We start from the raw sequence: 15,603 nt of genomic DNA, 5'->3' as shown, positions 1-15,603 counted from the left end.
TTAGTTGTGAATCGTGTTTTCAGATGAGATATGTTCTATCTGGGAAATATTCCCCTTGATCCTTACCAGATACCGGCTTATCACGGCGCTGTCATCTCCCTGCATATAATTCCTAAGCCCTTCTATATTGTAGTAAGATTTTTGAACCTTTTTTAGCGCAGATTTCCGTTCCCGTGCGTCATAAGATCTCACAGCCACAACATAGTCTTTGAGATTGCTTTTCAGTACGCCAATTTCCTTATTGATGGCGTGATTTTCAAATTTTGGGAAAGAGGAAACCTGTCCGGTAATTTCAGAAGCATAGAAAATCTCGTCCAGAACAATTCCAAAGCTCTCCGGGCGGGGGTCTCCAGTATCAGTATTCAGATCATAAATTGGCGAAAGCGAAACTTTTTCCGACGAGCACGAAATCCCGAACAATCCTGCAGCTGCCAGCATCAGAAGCCTTTTCATCATGTTTTGTTTTGGTAAAGGACTGGGTTCAGCGCCTCATCGTTGTACATCTTCATTTGGCGGTAGAGTTTCATTTCCACCTTTCCGGCCTCAATATCGGCAAGCAGCTCGTCTATTGCCCGGCTTAAATCTTGGTGCTGTATTTCCAGCGTTTCCAGTTTTGCCCTGCATTTTTCACGGTGCTGCTCATCTGCATTTTCTCGCTCAACTTCTGCCTTCATATGGAAGATTTTCAAAGCCAGAATTGAAAGGCGATCTATTGCCCAAGCAGGTGTTTCCGTATTGATTCGTGCATCTTCGTTCAGCTGGCTTTTGCTAAATTTTTCAAAAAACCAGTCGTCCAATTGTTCTACCAAATCCGTTCGTTTTTGGTTAGATGCATCGATTCTTCGCTTCAATTCTATGGCAAATCCCGGAGCAATGTCCTTTGCCCGGATTTCATCTTCCAAATGCCACTGAACCGTATCAATCCAGTTTTTCGCATACAAAAGCCGTTCCAAACTGCCGTCTGCAAATGGATTTTTTTCTTCAGCGTTGATGTCGTCCCATTGATGATAATCTTCAACCGCCCGATTGAAGATTTCCCAAGCCTTCGCCGTGAAACTCAAAATTTAAGCATTTGGATTCGATGAAGTAGTTTCCGTAGTTTTTGTGGGTTCAGAAACTGTAGTATTCATCGTGTTTTTCGGCATCTTTTCATCTTCCTTCATCGCATCTTTGAATTCCTTGATTCCGGAACCCATACCACGCATCATTTCAGGAATTTTCTTACCGCCGAAAAGCAAAAGCACAATCAGCGCAACTATTAGGATGTGCTGCCAGGAAAGCGCAAGTATTGTGAGTGTGAACATTTTTTGAAAATTTTTGGTAAAGTTAAGACTTAAATTTTAATATGAAATCCAGCCCAGCGGATCCACGGGCGTTGTGCCATTCCAGATCTGGAAATCCAGTGTGTAGCTGCCGTCAAAATCCGTACCGATGGTTCCTAGATTTGTTCCTGCGGAAACCTGCTGATTTGCTGCCACAGAAGTGCTTTCCAGGTTGGAATAAATCGTGAAGTAGCCACCGTGCCGCACAATTACGGTTTTCGTGCCGCCATCTACAAACACGCGGGAAACCACGCCAGGAAATACGCACCTTGCCTGAGTTCCCGGCGATACGGAAATTTTAATGCCGTTATTTTCTTCCACGATGTTTTTGAAAACAGGGTGCGGCTGCCTACCAAAGCGGTGCGTGATGTGGCCTTTGGCAACTGGGAAGCCTATCCTGCCACGGTTTTCCGCAAAGTTGCTTCCGGAAACTGCTCCTACGCCATAGGCCGTCATCGTTTTGGCTTCGGCCGCTTTTTTGGCCTCCTCGTTTTTGCGCGCCAGTTCTGCTTCTGCGGCTTTTGCTGCCGCTGCTTTTTCCTCCGCAGCCTTCGCTTTTGCCGCTGCTTCTGCGGCCTGCCTTGCTGCCGCTATTCTCTTGGCTTCCGCTTTTTCTGCTTCGGCTGCTTTTCGCGCATCTTCCGCGCTTTTTCGTGCGGCTTCTTCCGCAAGCCTTGCCCGTTCTGCTTCTTCAGCGGCTTTTTTATCGGCTATTTCTTTCAGCTTTCTCGCTTCTTCATCGGCCTTTCTTTTTGCTTCTGCAGCTGCTGCAATTCTCGCGCGGTTTTCCGCTTCTATCCTCGCTTTTTCGCGCTCTGCCGCTATTTTTGCCTGCCGTTCTTTTTCCAGTCTTTCGGCTCTTTCTCTCGCTTCCTTTTCCTTGGCGATGCGAATTTCTTCCGCAATTATCGCGCGGATTTTTGCTTCCAACGCTTTGGATTCCTGCTGCTTCTGCTTCAGTTCGTCGGTAAGTTTCGCTTCATTCTGGCGGAATTCTTTCAGCAGAATTTCTTTTTGAGCTTTTTCTGCCTCTATCACTTTCAAATCACGCTGCTGAGATGCCAGCAGGTTTTCCTTTTCTTTTACGGATTTCTGTCTTTGGTCTATGCTTCGCTGGATGTTTGCGGCAGCCTGCATTATCTCGTCCGATTTTTTTTTCTGATAATCGGAATAGGTCCTCAGATACTGTACCCTTCGGATGGCCTGCCCTAAATTTTGAGCGGAAAGGATGAAGGTCACCTTATTCTGTATGCCCTTGTTTTTATAGGCATTTACCAAAACTTCGGCGTAGTTTTTCCTGAGCGCTTCTAGCTCTTTTTTCTGCCTGTTGATTTCCTTTTGCTTCAGGTAAATATCGTCCTCAATGAAAACCTTTTCTTTCTGAGTGTTGCGGTAAATCTTTTCCCGAAGCTCAATTTTTTTACCAACTTCTGCCAAATACGCCACCGAAAGTTTCGCTTCGTTTTTCGTTTTCGTAAGGTTGGCATTTATTTCGGCAATCTGCTTCTTCAGCTCATTATTCTGCCGCTGAAGTTTTTCCTTTTCCTGCCCGAAGGAAAGCGTAAACGCAGCGGTGAAGGCAAGCAAGCAGATTTTCTTCCACATCATTTGATTTCTTTTTTCTTGTAATTTTGCGGCACGGAAAACGGCGCGTTCATTTTAGCAAAGTCAAATTTCGTATTTTCCAAAGAAATCTCTACCGGTTTCTTTCCTTTTGTGATTATTTTAACATTTTTTGGAAGGCTTCCGGCAGAAGTTTCCATCCGGTTTCCATATTGGATGGATACGCTTTCGCCGTAGTTTTTCTCGTTGATTTCCACCGAGTTAAGCTCGAAATTTTTACTGTAAACAAGTTTGGCGGTGTACTCGAAAGTTTTGCCGTCCGCACTGATTTTGTTTGGTTTAATGGAGGAGAATGTGTAGCCCTGCGAAGTTTCTGCCACGCTGAATTCACGGGCGTTCACATCGATGAAAGTTCTTCCCAGAAGCAAATCCTGGAAGGATTGATAGTTGATGAAATTCGTGCTCAGCAGCTTGTTCAGGTAGCTGAAATCTTCATCCACAAATTCCTTATTGATTGATTCATAGGCCTTTACACCCTGATTAGTGATGAGTGCCCTTGCCACATTGATGAACGCCGCCGAAACATTCACCCAGATTTTCTGCCCTTCTTCAATGTAAATCGTGCCGTTCAGCCTTGGCACGTTTCTATCGGTTTCCACATTTATTTTGCTGCTGAATTTCACCTGGCCGAAATTTTTCTTCCGGTTCGCAGCGCTGAACAGTTCAGCTTTGGAATTTGCTGAAACCGCAGGCGTTTCTTGCGGATGAGATTTCGGTACGGAATTGCAGGCGGCTAAAAGCGAAGCGGTTGCAATGATGAGCGCTAATTTTTTCATTGGCTAAAATCTTTTGAAAATAACGGAAAGCCACGCTGTAAATTGCGCGGCTTTTCCTGAATTTTTCGTTTTAAATTATTTGGAAAGGAAATCCAGCACGGAATAGTCGCCCAGCGAAATTTCCCTTGCAACGCCGTAGTATTGGGCATTATTGCCAATCATCGAGTTCGAAAGGTTGCCGTGGTCTATCACCGTTTTATCCTGAATCAGGGAGTTATCGATGTTTGAATTGATGACCTTCGTGCCTTTGCCCAGCGAAACATACGGCCCGATTTTAGAGTTCGTGATTTCCACGCCTTCGCCGATGAAGCACGGTGGAATAATCAGCGAATTTTCAATATTCGCGTTTTCCGGCAGCCTGGAAAATTCATCCTTCTCGTACTCCAAAATTTTCCCGTTGGTTTCCACGGTAGCATTTTTGTTGCCACAGTCCATCCAGTCATCCACCTTTCCCAGCGAGAATTTCGCGCCCTTCTTGCGAAGGTTTTCCAGCGCTGTAGTTAGCTGATATTCACCCCCTTCCTTAATGTCATTGTCGATGAGATAGTTGATTTCCGACATCAGCTTTTCCGCCGATTGAAAATAATAAATCCCGATGATTGCCAGGTCTGAAACGAACTGCTTTGGCTTTTCCACAAAATCTGTGATGAAGCCGTAATCATCCAGCTTCACTACGCCGAAAGCCGAAGGATTTTCCACCTTCTTCACCCAGATTACGCCGTCTGAATTTTTATCCAGCGTAAAATCTGCGCGGAAAAGCGTATCGGCAAAAGCCACCACCACATCTCCCTGCATAGAATCTTCTGCGCATTTTATGGCGTGCGCCGTTCCCAGCGGCTCGTTCTGCACATACACCGAACCTTTTGCCCCAAGGCTTTCCGCGATTTTCACCAGCGATTCTTCCACTTCCGTTCCGAAATCACCGATGATGAAGGCTATTTCGTCAATTTTTTCACCCGCAACTTTTGCGATGTCTTCCACCAGTCTTTGCACGATGGGCTTCCCGGCGATTGGTATCAGCGGTTTTGGCACGGTAAGCGTATGTGGGCGCAGCCTGGAACCTCGGCCAGCCATAGGAACGATGATTTTCATAATCTCAACTCAGTTTCATAAACACTGGCAAATTTAGAGAAAAAGTTTTCATTTATTTATTCCGAACGTTTTAGATTTCAGCCTGCTCAAAATAAAATCTTTCTCGCTGAAAATTAAGATGGCGGTGTAAAGCAGGAAGAGCAAGTTGCCAATCCAAAAGTTGTAATTAAAGATTTTGACGCTGATGAAGGCGAAAATTGTCAGCAAGATTAGGAATGCTGAGATTTTGCGGCTGCGGTAAGGTATCGGGTAGTGCTTCTGCCCAAGGAAGTAGGAGGTGAGCATCATTACAAAATAGGCGAAAAGCGTAATCCAGGCTGATGCCATAAAGCCGTATTTTTCCAGTAATAAAAAGTGTAACGCAATGGTTATCAGCGCGCCAAGCCAGGAAATCACGGTGCCGTACTTCGTTTGGTCGGTCACCTTGTACCAGGTGGAAAGGTTGTAATAAATCCCGAAAAACAGGTTGGCAATCACGATAATCGGTACGATGTCAATCGCTGTCCAGTAAGAGCTGTCTGGGATGAAAAGCCTTTTCAGCCAGGAAATATTGGCAATAATTCCCATAGCCACTATGCTTGCGAAAAATGCAAAATATTCCGTAATTTTTGCATAAGTGATTTTTGCGTTGTTGTTCTTCATTTGCTTAAAGAAGAACGGCTCGATGCCCATTCTGTAGGCGGTTACAAAGAGCGTCATCAGTACGGCAAGCTTGTAGCAGCCCGAATAAGCGCCGGCATCAGCTTTAGGGATTTTGTAATATTGGATGAGTTTATCGAAATTTTCGTTAAACATAAAAGCCAGCCCTGCAATCATCACAGGCCAGGAATACCTGAACATCCTGCCGAAAAGTTCCCGGGAAAATTCCAATTTTACTTTTAGTGCGATGGGCAGCAGCATCAGAAAAGTGGCGATGCTAGCCACCATGTTGCTGAAAAATGGGTAGGCCACCTGGGTTTTCATCCCGAGTAGCTCGCTCGTTTCTTTTGGGATGAAACGGAACAGCGCAATTACGATAACTGTCTGAATTACAATGGATAACACCCGAATTGCAGAGTAGCGCACCGGCATATTGTGGAAGCGCAGCCAGGCAAACGGAATGGTGCAGATGGCGTCGAAAAATGCAATGATGGCGCACCACCGAATGAATTCCGGATTATCGGCGTAGTCCATCATCACGGAAAGTGGATTGCTGAAAAGCAGCACCATCAAAAGGAACGAAGCTGCAAGACCAAAGATGAACCAGTACGAAGTGTTGAAGGCTTTTTTACGGTTTTCATCTTCTGCGGAAAAACGGAAAAAGGAAGTCTCAAAGCCGAAAGTCAGCAGGATATTCACATAGGCAATCCAGGCGTAAAGATTTCCAAATTGCGCAAAGGATTCCTTGTCTATATAATTGATATACAGCGGATTAAGCAGGAAGGTAATGACCCGCGGCAAAATTGCACCAATGCCGTAAATTATCGTTTCGCCGAGAAGTTTCTTCAAAATTGAAATTTTGGCAAAGGTAATTATAAAGGTTGAGGTTAAGGTTGATATTAAGATTGAGGTTGAGTGCAAGGTCAAGTGGCAATTCATACGATTATTTGGTCTGCTAAAAATTTACCTCAACCTCAACCTCAATCTAATTTTTTCCTAAATTTGCTTCAATGAGAACGCTGATAAAGAATGCGAGAATTGTAAACGAAGGCAGGATTTTCGAAAGCGATTTGCTGATTGAAAATGGCCTGATTGCAAAGATTGCCAAAAATATCGCCGAAGTTGATTCGGATAAAATCATCGATGCTTCGGGAAAGATGCTAATCCCAGGAATCATTGATGACCAGGTGCATTTCCGTGAACCAGGATTAACGCACAAGGGCGACATCGAAAGCGAATCCAGGGCTGCTGTTGCAGGCGGCGTCACGAGTTTTTTCGATCAGCCTAACACCGTTCCCAATACGGTCTCGCAGGAATTATTGGAAGAAAAAAATCAGTTGGCGGAAGGAAATTCATACGCCAATTTCGGATTTTCAATGGGCGGTACCAATGATAATCTTGACGAAATCCTGAAAACCAATCCGCTGAAAACGCCCGCTGTAAAGCTGTTTCTTGGTTCTTCCACGGGAAATATGCTGGTGGATAATCCCGAAGTTTTGGAGGAAATTTTCTCAAAAGTGGCAATGCCAATCTGCGTGCATTGCGAAGACGAAGCCACAATCCGGGAAAATACCGAAAGGTTTCAGGCAGAATTTGGGGATGATATTCCGGTGAAGTTTCATCCAGAAATCCGAAGCGCCGAAGCCTGCTACATTTCTTCCTCAAAAGCCGTGGAACTCGCCGAAAAAACCGGCGCCAAGCTTCACATCTACCATATTTCAACAGCGAAGGAAACCGAGCTTTTCCGCAATGATATTCCGCTGAAAGACAAGAAGATAACGGCGGAAGTCTGCGTGCACCACCTGCATTTCTGTGATGAAGATTATTCGGAAAAAGGCACGCTCATCAAGTGGAACCCTGCCGTGAAAACGAAGGCTGACCGGGAAGCGCTGTGGCAGGCACTTTTGGACGACCGCATCGACATCATCGCTACAGACCACGCACCGCACACCTTCGGAGAAAAGCAGCAGCCCTACACCAAATGCCCTTCCGGCGCACCTTTGGTGCAGCATTCGCTGAATGTGATGCTGGAATATCATCGCCAGGGAAAAATCTCGCTGGAAAAGATTGTGGAGAAAATGTGCCACAACCCTGCAATCTTATTTCAGGTGGAAAGACGCGGATTCATCAGAGAAGGCTACTTTGCCGATTTAGTTCTGGTAGATTTGGATGCGGAATATACCGTGAGTAAGGACAATATTCTTTACAAATGCGGTTGGAGTCCGTTGGAAGGCGAGACTTTCCATTCACAAATCACGCACACTTTCGTGAACGGAAATTTAGCCTGCGAAAACGGGAAATTCAGCGATAAAAAGTTCGGCGAAAGGCTTAGATTTGAAAGAAATTTTTGATGTTTACCCAAAATTCATATCTTTAAGCCAAAAATAATTTAAAATGAAATACACAGAAGGAATGCTGCGCGAGGATGCGCTGGCTGGTAAAGTGGCAATAGTGACAGGGGGCGGCAGCGGCCTCGGTAAGGCAATGACGAGGTATTTTCTTCAGCTGGGGGCAAAGGTGGCTATCACTTCCCGGAATTTGGAAAAACTACAGAATACAGCCAGGGAACTCGAAGCAGAAACCGGCGGAAAAGTACTCGCCGTACAGTGCGATGTGCGCAACTGGGATGAGGTAGTGGCAATGAAAGACGCTGTGCTGGAGGAATTTGGCAAAGTGGATATCCTCCTGAACAATGCTGCGGGAAACTTTATCTCGCCGACCGAAAGGCTTTCTCATTCAGCTTTTGACACGATTTTGGACATCGTGCTGAAGGGAACCAAAAACTGCACGCTAGCGCTCGGCAAGCATTGGATTGAGCAGAAAAGTCCTGCGACCGTGCTGAACATTGTGACTACTTATTCCTGGACTGGTTCAGCATATGTGGTTCCGTCAGCGTGTGCTAAGGCGGGCGTCCTTGCGATGACACGCAGCCTCGCGGTGGAGTGGGCGAAATACGGCATCCGTTTCAATGCGATAGCTCCCGGACCTTTCCCGACCAAGGGTGCCTGGGACAGACTTTTACCGGGCAACCTTCAGGAGAAATTTGATATGAGCAAAAAAGTACCTCTGCGCCGCGTGGGAGATCATCAGGAGCTTGCCAACCTTGCGGCTTTCCTCGTTTCTGATTTTTCAGCCTATATTAATGGAGAAGTGGTGACAATCGATGGTGGTGAGTGGCTTCAGGGCGCGGGCGAATTCAATATGCTGGAGCACATTCCTGCGGAGATGTGGGATGCTCTGGAAGCTCAAATCAAGGGCAGCAAGTAATTTTAAAAAGAAAAAGACCGCGGATTTTGCGGTCTTTTTTCAAATATATCAATCATATCATCAATCCTTTACTCCGTAGGCCGAAAAACCAGGCCGCTTTCCTCGAAGTAATCCAGCGTGATGCGTTGGTTTTCTTCGATGTTTCCGGCGAGCAATTCTTTCGAAAGTCTGTTTAATACTTCCTGCTGTAGCACCCGCTTCAAAGGCCTTGCGCCGAAAGCCGGATCGTAGCCCTTCTCCATAATGTAGTTCACGGCGTCTTCCGTGGCAGTCAGGATAATGCCTCTGCGCTGCAGCATTTCGTTGAAGCCACGAAGCTGAAATTGCACAATTTTCCCGATTTCCTTCTTGTTCAGCGGCTGGAAAAGCACCACCTCATCTATCCTGTTCAGGAATTCCGGGCGAAGCGTTTGCTTCAGCAGTTCGAAAACCTCATCCTTCGTCTGCTCCACCACTTCTTGCGGAATTTCATCCGCATACTTTTGGTTTGCCTCGTCAAATCTTTCCTGAATAATCGGCGAGCCCAGGTTGGAAGTCATAATGATGATGCTGTTCTTGAAGTTCACCACGCGGCCTTTATTATCGGTCAGCCTGCCGTCATCCAGCACCTGCAGCAGCGTATTGAAAACATCTGGGTGCGCTTTCTCGATTTCGTCCAGAAGCACCACGGAATAAGGCCTTCTGCGCACAGCCTCAGTCAGCTGCCCGCCCTCATCGTAGCCCACATATCCAGGGGGCGCACCTACAAGCCGCGAAACCGAGTGCCTTTCCTGATATTCGCTCATATCAATCCGCGTCATATTATTCTCATCATCGAAGAGGAATTCTGCCAAAGCCTTTGCCAGCTCGGTTTTTCCGACGCCGGTAGTTCCAAGGAAAAGGAAGGAGCCGATCGGCTTTTTCTCATCGCTCAATCCTGCTCGGTTTCTGCGGATGGCGTTCGCCACGGCTTCTATCGCCTCATCCTGCCCAACTACTCTTTTGTGAAGCTCGTCCTCCAGGTTCAGCAGTTTTTCGCGTTCGCTCTGCATCAGCTTCGTTACGGGGATTCCCGTCCATTTGGAAATTACTTCAGAAATATTTTCAGAAGTTACCTCCTCCTGAATCAGCTCGTTCTGCTCATTCTGCATTGCCAGTTCCAGTTGCTGCAGTTCGTCCTCTTTTTCGCGAAGTTTACCGTATTGAATTTCAGCAACTTTCGCATAATCTCCCACTCTTGAAGCGCGCTCTGCCTCCAGCTTCAGTGCCTCGATTTCTTTTTTAACATTGGTTAAATCCTCAGACTTCTGCTTTTCGCCTAACCATTTGGCGTTCAGCTCGTTACGCTCTTCCTGAACCTTGGCGATGTCTTCTTTCAGATGGTCGATTTTCGTTTGATTGCCTTCACGGGAAATCGCTGCAAGCTCGATTTCCATCTGCATTAATCTTCTGTCAAGAACATCCAGCTCCTCAGGTTTTGAGTTAATTTCCATCCGAAGTTTTGCGGAAGCCTCATCAATTAAATCGATGGCTTTATCCGGAAGAAAACGGTCAGAAATATAGCGCTGAGACATTTCCACAGCGGCAATTATCGCCTCATCCTTTATGCGCACCTTGTGATGCGCCTCGTATTTATCCTTGATGCCGCGCAGTATGGAAATCGCAGATTCTGTATCTGGCTCTTCCACCATCACCTTTTGGAAGCGGCGTTCCAGAGCCTTATCCTTTTCAAAGTATTTCTGATATTCGTTCAGCGTTGTGGCGCCAATTGCACGAAGTTCACCTCTTGCCAAAGCAGGTTTCAGGATGTTCGCCGCATCCATCGCCCCTTCACCTCCACCAGCACCAACCAGGGTGTGGATTTCATCAATGAAAAGTATAATTTGCCCGTCGGATTTTATCACCTCGTTCACCACGGATTTCAGGCGCTCTTCAAACTCACCCTTGTATTTTGCGCCGGCAATCAGCGCACCCATATCCAGCGAGTAAAGCGTTTTATCCATCAGGTTTTCAGGCACATCGCCGGAAATAATACGGTGCGCAATGCCCTCTGCTATCGCCGTTTTTCCGACGCCTGGCTCACCGATAAGTATCGGGTTGTTCTTCGTTCTTCTCGACAAAATCTGAAGAACGCGGCGGATTTCCTCATCCCTTCCGATCACAGGGTCCAGCTTTCCGTCGGCAGCCAGCTCGTTGAAATTTTTCGCGTACTTGTTTAGCGATTGGTAGGTTTCCTCCGAGCTTGCAGAAGTTGCCTTCGCACCTTTGCGCAGTTCTTTGATGCCGCCTTCCAAAAGCGATTTCGTAACGCCCATATCTTTCAGCATCTTGGAAACTGGCGAATCCACATCGATGAGCGAAAGCCAGAGATGCTCGATGGTTACGAATTCATCGCCCATTTTTTTGGCAATGTTCGGCGCATCCAGCAGCACTTTGTTGGCATTTTGGCTAAGGTAAAAATTCCCGCCCTGTACTTTCGGCAAGGCCTCGATGCTTTCGCGGTTTCTGCTTCGCACAAGCTGGGCATCGGCTTCAGATTTTTTCAGAAGAAAATTGGAAATCGTTTCATCCACCTGGAAAATGCCTTCCAGGATGTGCTGTGGCTCGATGCTCTGGTTGCTGAATTCCATCGCAGTTTGCTGCGCCGCCTGGATTGCTTCCTGAGATTTTACTGTAAATTGGTTAAGATTCATATTTAAAATTCGGTGTTTAAAAATTATCTACCAGCAATCAGCAAAAAACATTCAGAAACTTAATCTCTTGAAAATCAGGACAAAATGACAGGTTTAAATGCGAATAATATTGAAGATTTCCCATTGGTTGAGTATTCAAAAGAGAATTTGTGACAAAATTTCCGACATGAAAATTCAAAAATGCATTGGAAATTTTCTAAACAAAATCCCCCAGCTTTTCGCCGAGGGATTTTTTATTTTCAGTGAAAAAAATTTACTCTTCCGCCGCTTCTTCGTTGATGAAGTCTTCGGCAAGTTTCGTAAGCGCTACATCGGTAGCCTTCTCGTTTTCTAGGATTTCCGTTAGCAGTTTTTCCGCTTCCTTGTGGTCCATATGTTTCGCGAAAACGCGCAGCGTTCCGTAGTTTGCGATCTCGTAGTGCTCGGCTTTTTGCGCCGCCAAAATCAGGCCTGCATCCCGCGTCATCGTATCTTTCTCCGTATCTTCTATGATGCCCTTGCCCTCTTCCAAAATGCCTGCCATCGCTTCGCATTTTTTCGCAGCAGCCTTTTCACCGATGGATTCGAACACCTTCTCCAAAGTTTCGATGTGGCCCTCCGTTTCCTTCGTATGTTTCTCAAAAGCCTTCGCCAACTCTTTGCTTGTCGCCGCCTTCTGCATTTTCGGAAGTTCTTTTACCAGTGCCTTTTCCGCCCAGTACACATCCTTCAGCTCATCCACGAAGAACTCGTGAAACTCTGAATTATCCATTTTCTTAGTTGCCATAATTTTTTATTTTAATGTTGATGGAGTAATATTATCAAAATCCTCTCCAATTTGCGGAAGAATTTGTTAAGTTTTTGTTAAAACAACCGGTGTTTATAAAAGAAAATTTATATTTGGAAAACTAAATCTTCGACAAAATGGAATACGAATTTATTCAAGTAGAAAATCAGGCGGAGGGTAAGATTAGAATCGCCTTCCTGAACAACCCTGAAACCTTCAACAGCCTCAATCCTAAAATGCTTATGGAGCTTGCCGATTTCGTTCAGGCAGCAAATGCAGCTGAGGAGGTGCGCTGCATCGCGATTTCCGGCAGGGGCAAGGCGTTCTGCTCGGGGCAGAATCTGCAGCTGTTTATGAGCCCCGAGCTCGCAACCAAGGAAAAGCCGGTCGTTTATGTCCTAGAGAAATATTACAACCCTCTTATTTCCGGTATTTACCACAGCAAAAAGCCGGTAGTAGCGCTGGTAAACGGTCCCGCGGTGGGCGCAGGGGCGATGCTCTCTCTGCTTTGCGACATTACACTAGCCACGGAGTCCGCATATTTTTCTCAGGCATTTGTAAATATTGGCCTCATCCCAGATACCGCGGGTACCTACTGGCTGCCGAAACTTGTGGGCAGGCAGCAGGCAAATTATCTAGCATTCACAGGGAAGAAAATTTCCTCTGCTGAAGCCAAAAACCTTGGTCTCATCTCGGATAGTTTTCCTGATAATGAATTTCAGCAAAAATCTGCAGAAGTTTTGGAAGTCATTGCTAATCAGCCAACTGCAGCTATTTCCCTGATAAAGAAAGCCTTTAACGAATCCTATACCAATGATCTGGATGCCCAGCTTGCGCTTGAGGCAGAGTATCAGCAGAAAGCCGCTGAAACGGCAGACTTCCGCGAGGGCGTACAGGCGTTTATGGAAAAAAGAAAAGCCAACTTTACCGGGAAATAATCCTTATAGATGAAAAGTTCAGTAAGTTAAAATTAAATTCTAGTCAGGGCAAAAGCCTTCTTCATTAGCTTTCTGCTAAACTTTTTTAGTATGGAGGATTTCGTAATATCAGAAGTTGCCGGAGGCGTTTCGGTCATCACATTCGGAACGCCGAAAAGCAACTCGCTCCCCGGGCACATCCTCGAAAAACTTGCGCAAACCATCCTGGAAGAAGCGGCAAAGCCCGAAGTGAAAGCCATCCTGCTGAAATCTGCCGGCGAAAGAGCGTTCTGTGCCGGTGCAAGTTTCGACGAGCTTTTGGCGGTGCAGGATATTACCGAATCCAAGAACTTTTTTGGCGGCTTTGCCAAGGTTCTCACAGCGATGCGAACCTGCGGAAAAATCGTGGTGGTAAGGGTTCAGGGCAAGGTAACTGGTGGTGGTGTGGGCATAGCTTGTGCCGCGGATTATTGCTTTGCCACGAATGATGCATCTTTAGCTCTCACCGAAATCAATCTTGGCATCGGGCCTTTCGTCATCGGGCCTTTCGTGGAACGGAAAATCGGCGTTTCGCAATTTACGGCTATGGCCTTGGATGCGGAATTCCGCAGCGCAGAATGGGCGATGCAGCACGGCATTTACCATTCCGTTTCGGAAAATATTCCTGAGATGGATGGGAAGATTGCGTCGTTTCTGCAGACCTTGGCCGGACGAAGCGGCGAGGCTTTATCGCTGATAAAAAAGGTGAGCTGGGAGGGCACGGCGCATTTTGACGAGATAATGCCGGAGCGCACTTTTATGAGTGCATCGCTGGTTTTGGAAGACGAGGCGAAGCGCAGAATTGAGAATTTGAGAGTGAAAAAATAGAAGTTCAAGAGCCAGGCAAAAGTAAAAAGAGCCAAGTAGTTTCACATTAATTAAGCCTTAGCCTTAATCTCAACCTTTTTCCTTAGATTCCATCACAATCGTCACGGGGCCATCATTCATTAGGGAGACCTTCATATCGGCACCGAAAATTCCACTCTGGATTTTTAGTCCGGATTTTGAAAGTTCGCTTTTGAAATACTCAAAAAGTGGCACGGCTTTTTCCGGCCTTGCTGCCGAAATAAAACTCGGGCGGTTGCCTTTCTTGTAATCGGCAAGCAGCGTAAACTGGCTTACGCAGAGGATGTCGCCAGAAATATCTTTTACCGATAAATTCATCTTGCTGGCATCATCACTGAAAATCCGCAGGTTCAGGATTTTCTGTACGAGCCAATCGACATCGCTTTCATCATCATCCTGATGAACGCCGATGAGCAGCAATAAGCCTTGCGAAATTTCGCCAACAATTTTATTATCAACTTTCACTGAGGCTTCCGAAACACGCTGGATGACGATTTTCATAATTGGCAATTGCAGTGTTTTTCTAAATCATTTATCGCTTATCAATTATCAATAAACGCTCAGCGTTTTTGTAGCGGCATCGTAGGCTGTGCGGTAGATTTTCAGCGGCTTTTTGGCGGCCTGGTTGTTGGGCTGGCCAGTCAGCAGAATCCATTCTGCGCCGTCTTTCGGGCAGCGGATTTTAATATTTTCCACAACTTGCAGGGTGGTATCATCAGCAGGGCAGATGTGCGGTGCATTACGGTCGTAAGCGTGGTAGGCATTACCAGAATTAATGACGATGAGCCCGCGCGTTCCTGCTAATGCGGCATCCACATATATCCAACCCCCGGCATTCTGCAGCTGGTAGTATGCCGGAAGGTTGAGGTTCAGCGAGATATTCACAGGAACATTCGGGAAGCAGCTAACGGTGTGCTCCCTCTCATCACAGCTGTTTAGGGTTAATAAACTGAAAATCAGCAATTTCAGGATTAAGATTTGGCGGGAGAAGTTTTTCATTTAAAATAAATTAATATCTTTGCAGAACGAATTTACACAAGCGAAAATTGTCCGGCAAGTCTCGTCGGATAATTTTTTTATTTTAAAAACAAAAAGAAGATTATGGCAAGCTATGTAACACAGGAGGGACTGGACAAGATGAAGGCCGAGCTGGAGCAGCTGGAGAGCGTGGAAAGACCGCGGATAACGCAGCAGATAGCGGAGGCAAGGGATAAGGGCGACCTATCGGAAAATGCGGAGTACGATGCGGCGAAGGAAGCGCAGGGAATGCTGGAGATGCGGATTTCTAAGCTGAAAGATGCCATCGCCACGAGTAAAGTGATCAACGAAGCGACGCTGGATACATCGAAGGTTTCGATCCTGACGACGGTAAGGCTGAAAAACCTGGCGACGAAACAGGAGCAGAAATTTACGCTGGTGCCTGATAATGAGAGCGATTTGAAAAGCGGTAAGATTTCCGTGAACACGCCGATTGCCAAAGGGCTACTGGGCAAGGCGGTAGGAGAGCAGGCGGAGATTGTGCTGCCGAACGGAAATAAGCTGGCGTTTGAAGTGCTGGAAATTTCTTTGTAGGTAAAAAGTAAAAAGTAAAAAGTAAAAAGTAAAAAGTAAAAAGGTTGAGGCTTAGGTTGAGTTACTTGGCTC

The 15,603-nt window shown here is 46.2% G+C and carries 16 protein-coding genes; 5 read left to right on the top strand and 11 right to left on the bottom strand.

Features of this window, described 5'->3' with window-relative positions:
• From IMZ16_RS03485 to IMZ16_RS03455, 7 genes are all read right to left on the bottom strand, one after another.
• Positions 1-456 (bottom strand): hypothetical protein, encoded by a 456-nt coding sequence (locus tag IMZ16_RS03485; RefSeq protein ID WP_159430244.1) that lies wholly within the window; start codon positions 454-456, stop codon positions 1-3.
• On the bottom strand, positions 453-1,061 hold the full coding sequence (locus IMZ16_RS03480) for a DUF4254 domain-containing protein (protein WP_193440507.1): 609 nt from the start codon (positions 1,059-1,061) through the stop codon (positions 453-455). Before IMZ16_RS03480 ends, IMZ16_RS03485 begins: the two co-directional genes overlap by 4 nt.
• A 3-nt stretch (positions 1,062-1,064) precedes the next feature.
• Positions 1,065-1,304, bottom strand: a complete 240-nt coding sequence (locus IMZ16_RS03475) for a twin-arginine translocase TatA/TatE family subunit (protein WP_073180709.1) — start codon at positions 1,302-1,304, stop codon at positions 1,065-1,067.
• Positions 1,305-1,340: 36 nt separating this feature from the next.
• The gene (locus IMZ16_RS03470; protein ID WP_193440506.1) at positions 1,341-2,930 is read right to left on the bottom strand and encodes a murein hydrolase activator EnvC family protein; all 1,590 of its coding nucleotides are present in this window, start codon (positions 2,928-2,930) and stop codon (positions 1,341-1,343) included.
• Positions 2,927-3,721, bottom strand: a complete 795-nt coding sequence (locus tag IMZ16_RS03465) for a DUF4292 domain-containing protein (protein ID WP_193440505.1) — start codon at positions 3,719-3,721, stop codon at positions 2,927-2,929. The genes IMZ16_RS03470 and IMZ16_RS03465 overlap by 4 nt, the downstream gene beginning before the upstream one ends.
• 75 nt (positions 3,722-3,796) lie before the next feature.
• Positions 3,797-4,813 carry a sugar phosphate nucleotidyltransferase gene (locus IMZ16_RS03460; protein ID WP_193440504.1) on the bottom strand — a complete coding sequence of 339 codons (1,017 nt, stop codon included), beginning with the start codon at positions 4,811-4,813 and terminating at the stop codon, positions 3,797-3,799.
• 48 nt (positions 4,814-4,861) lie between these two features.
• Positions 4,862-6,301 (bottom strand): lipopolysaccharide biosynthesis protein, encoded by a 1,440-nt coding sequence (locus IMZ16_RS03455; RefSeq protein ID WP_193440503.1) that lies wholly within the window; start codon positions 6,299-6,301, stop codon positions 4,862-4,864.
• 161 nt (positions 6,302-6,462) lie between these two features.
• Between IMZ16_RS03455 and IMZ16_RS03450 the strand changes: the two genes are divergently transcribed.
• Both IMZ16_RS03450 and IMZ16_RS03445 read left to right on the top strand, forming a co-directional pair.
• Entirely contained in the window at positions 6,463-7,803 is a 1,341-nt protein-coding gene (locus IMZ16_RS03450) for a dihydroorotase (protein WP_193440502.1), read from the top strand.
• 43 nt (positions 7,804-7,846) lie between these two features.
• On the top strand, positions 7,847-8,719 hold the full coding sequence (locus IMZ16_RS03445; RefSeq protein ID WP_073180721.1) for an SDR family oxidoreductase: 873 nt from the start codon (positions 7,847-7,849) through the stop codon (positions 8,717-8,719).
• A 68-nt stretch (positions 8,720-8,787) separates the two neighbouring features.
• Here IMZ16_RS03445 and clpB read toward each other — a convergent pair whose 3' ends face one another.
• Complete coding sequence (gene clpB, locus IMZ16_RS03440) at positions 8,788-11,391, bottom strand: ATP-dependent chaperone ClpB (RefSeq protein WP_193440501.1); 2,604 nt, start codon at positions 11,389-11,391, stop codon at positions 8,788-8,790.
• A gap of 253 nt (positions 11,392-11,644) precedes the next feature.
• Positions 11,645-12,157, bottom strand: coding sequence for a YciE/YciF ferroxidase family protein (locus tag IMZ16_RS03435; RefSeq protein WP_073180736.1), 513 nt, complete (start codon positions 12,155-12,157; stop codon positions 11,645-11,647).
• 137 nt (positions 12,158-12,294) lie between these two features.
• Here IMZ16_RS03435 and IMZ16_RS03430 point away from each other — a divergent pair, with 137 nt between their 5' ends.
• Positions 12,295-13,095 (top strand): enoyl-CoA hydratase/isomerase family protein, encoded by an 801-nt coding sequence (locus tag IMZ16_RS03430; protein ID WP_073180738.1) that lies wholly within the window; start codon positions 12,295-12,297, stop codon positions 13,093-13,095.
• Between the two features lie 90 nt (positions 13,096-13,185).
• Positions 13,186-13,941, top strand: a complete 756-nt coding sequence (locus IMZ16_RS03425; protein WP_193440500.1) for an enoyl-CoA hydratase/isomerase family protein — start codon at positions 13,186-13,188, stop codon at positions 13,939-13,941.
• Between the two features lie 69 nt (positions 13,942-14,010).
• Here IMZ16_RS03425 and dtd read toward each other — a convergent pair whose 3' ends face one another.
• Together dtd and IMZ16_RS03415 are read right to left on the bottom strand one after the other, a co-directional pair.
• Positions 14,011-14,460, bottom strand: coding sequence for a D-aminoacyl-tRNA deacylase (gene dtd, locus IMZ16_RS03420; RefSeq protein WP_193440499.1), 450 nt, complete (start codon positions 14,458-14,460; stop codon positions 14,011-14,013).
• 48 nt (positions 14,461-14,508) lie between these two features.
• Positions 14,509-14,958, bottom strand: coding sequence for a Rieske (2Fe-2S) protein (locus IMZ16_RS03415; RefSeq protein ID WP_193440498.1), 450 nt, complete (start codon positions 14,956-14,958; stop codon positions 14,509-14,511).
• A gap of 102 nt (positions 14,959-15,060) precedes the next feature.
• Here IMZ16_RS03415 and greA point away from each other — a divergent pair, with 102 nt between their 5' ends.
• Positions 15,061-15,531: a transcription elongation factor GreA gene (greA, locus tag IMZ16_RS03410; protein ID WP_073180743.1), complete on the top strand. Its 471-nt coding sequence runs from the start codon at positions 15,061-15,063 to the stop codon at positions 15,529-15,531.
• Positions 15,532-15,603: the final 72 nt, after the last annotated feature.

This window comes from Cruoricaptor ignavus (assembly GCF_014961145.1).
In the GTDB taxonomy this organism is placed as follows: domain Bacteria; phylum Bacteroidota; class Bacteroidia; order Flavobacteriales; family Weeksellaceae; genus Cruoricaptor; species Cruoricaptor ignavus.
The sequence above is the reverse complement of the archived record's forward strand: the minus strand, read 5'-3'. Positions and strand labels throughout refer to the sequence as shown.

Excerpts from the sequence above, each read along its gene's own strand:
- IMZ16_RS03485 (WP_159430244.1), bottom strand. The coding sequence starts at position 456 with ATGATGAAAAGGCTTCTGATGCTGGCAGCTGCAGGATTGTTCGGGATT.
- IMZ16_RS03475 (WP_073180709.1), bottom strand. The coding sequence starts at position 1,304 with ATGTTCACACTCACAATACTTGCGCTTTCCTGGCAGCACATCCTAATA.
- IMZ16_RS03470 (WP_193440506.1), bottom strand. The coding sequence starts at position 2,930 with ATGATGTGGAAGAAAATCTGCTTGCTTGCCTTCACCGCTGCGTTTACG.
- IMZ16_RS03465 (WP_193440505.1), bottom strand. The coding sequence starts at position 3,721 with ATGAAAAAATTAGCGCTCATCATTGCAACCGCTTCGCTTTTAGCCGCC.
- IMZ16_RS03460 (WP_193440504.1), bottom strand. The coding sequence starts at position 4,813 with ATGAAAATCATCGTTCCTATGGCTGGCCGAGGTTCCAGGCTGCGCCCA.
- IMZ16_RS03450 (WP_193440502.1), top strand. The coding sequence starts at position 6,463 with ATGAGAACGCTGATAAAGAATGCGAGAATTGTAAACGAAGGCAGGATT.
- IMZ16_RS03445 (WP_073180721.1), top strand. The coding sequence starts at position 7,847 with ATGAAATACACAGAAGGAATGCTGCGCGAGGATGCGCTGGCTGGTAAA.
- clpB (WP_193440501.1), bottom strand. The coding sequence starts at position 11,391 with ATGAATCTTAACCAATTTACAGTAAAATCTCAGGAAGCAATCCAGGCG.
- IMZ16_RS03435 (WP_073180736.1), bottom strand. The coding sequence starts at position 12,157 with ATGGCAACTAAGAAAATGGATAATTCAGAGTTTCACGAGTTCTTCGTG.
- IMZ16_RS03430 (WP_073180738.1), top strand. The coding sequence starts at position 12,295 with ATGGAATACGAATTTATTCAAGTAGAAAATCAGGCGGAGGGTAAGATT.
- IMZ16_RS03425 (WP_193440500.1), top strand. The coding sequence starts at position 13,186 with ATGGAGGATTTCGTAATATCAGAAGTTGCCGGAGGCGTTTCGGTCATC.
- dtd (WP_193440499.1), bottom strand. The coding sequence starts at position 14,460 with ATGAAAATCGTCATCCAGCGTGTTTCGGAAGCCTCAGTGAAAGTTGAT.
- IMZ16_RS03415 (WP_193440498.1), bottom strand. The coding sequence starts at position 14,958 with ATGAAAAACTTCTCCCGCCAAATCTTAATCCTGAAATTGCTGATTTTC.
- greA (WP_073180743.1), top strand. The coding sequence starts at position 15,061 with ATGGCAAGCTATGTAACACAGGAGGGACTGGACAAGATGAAGGCCGAG.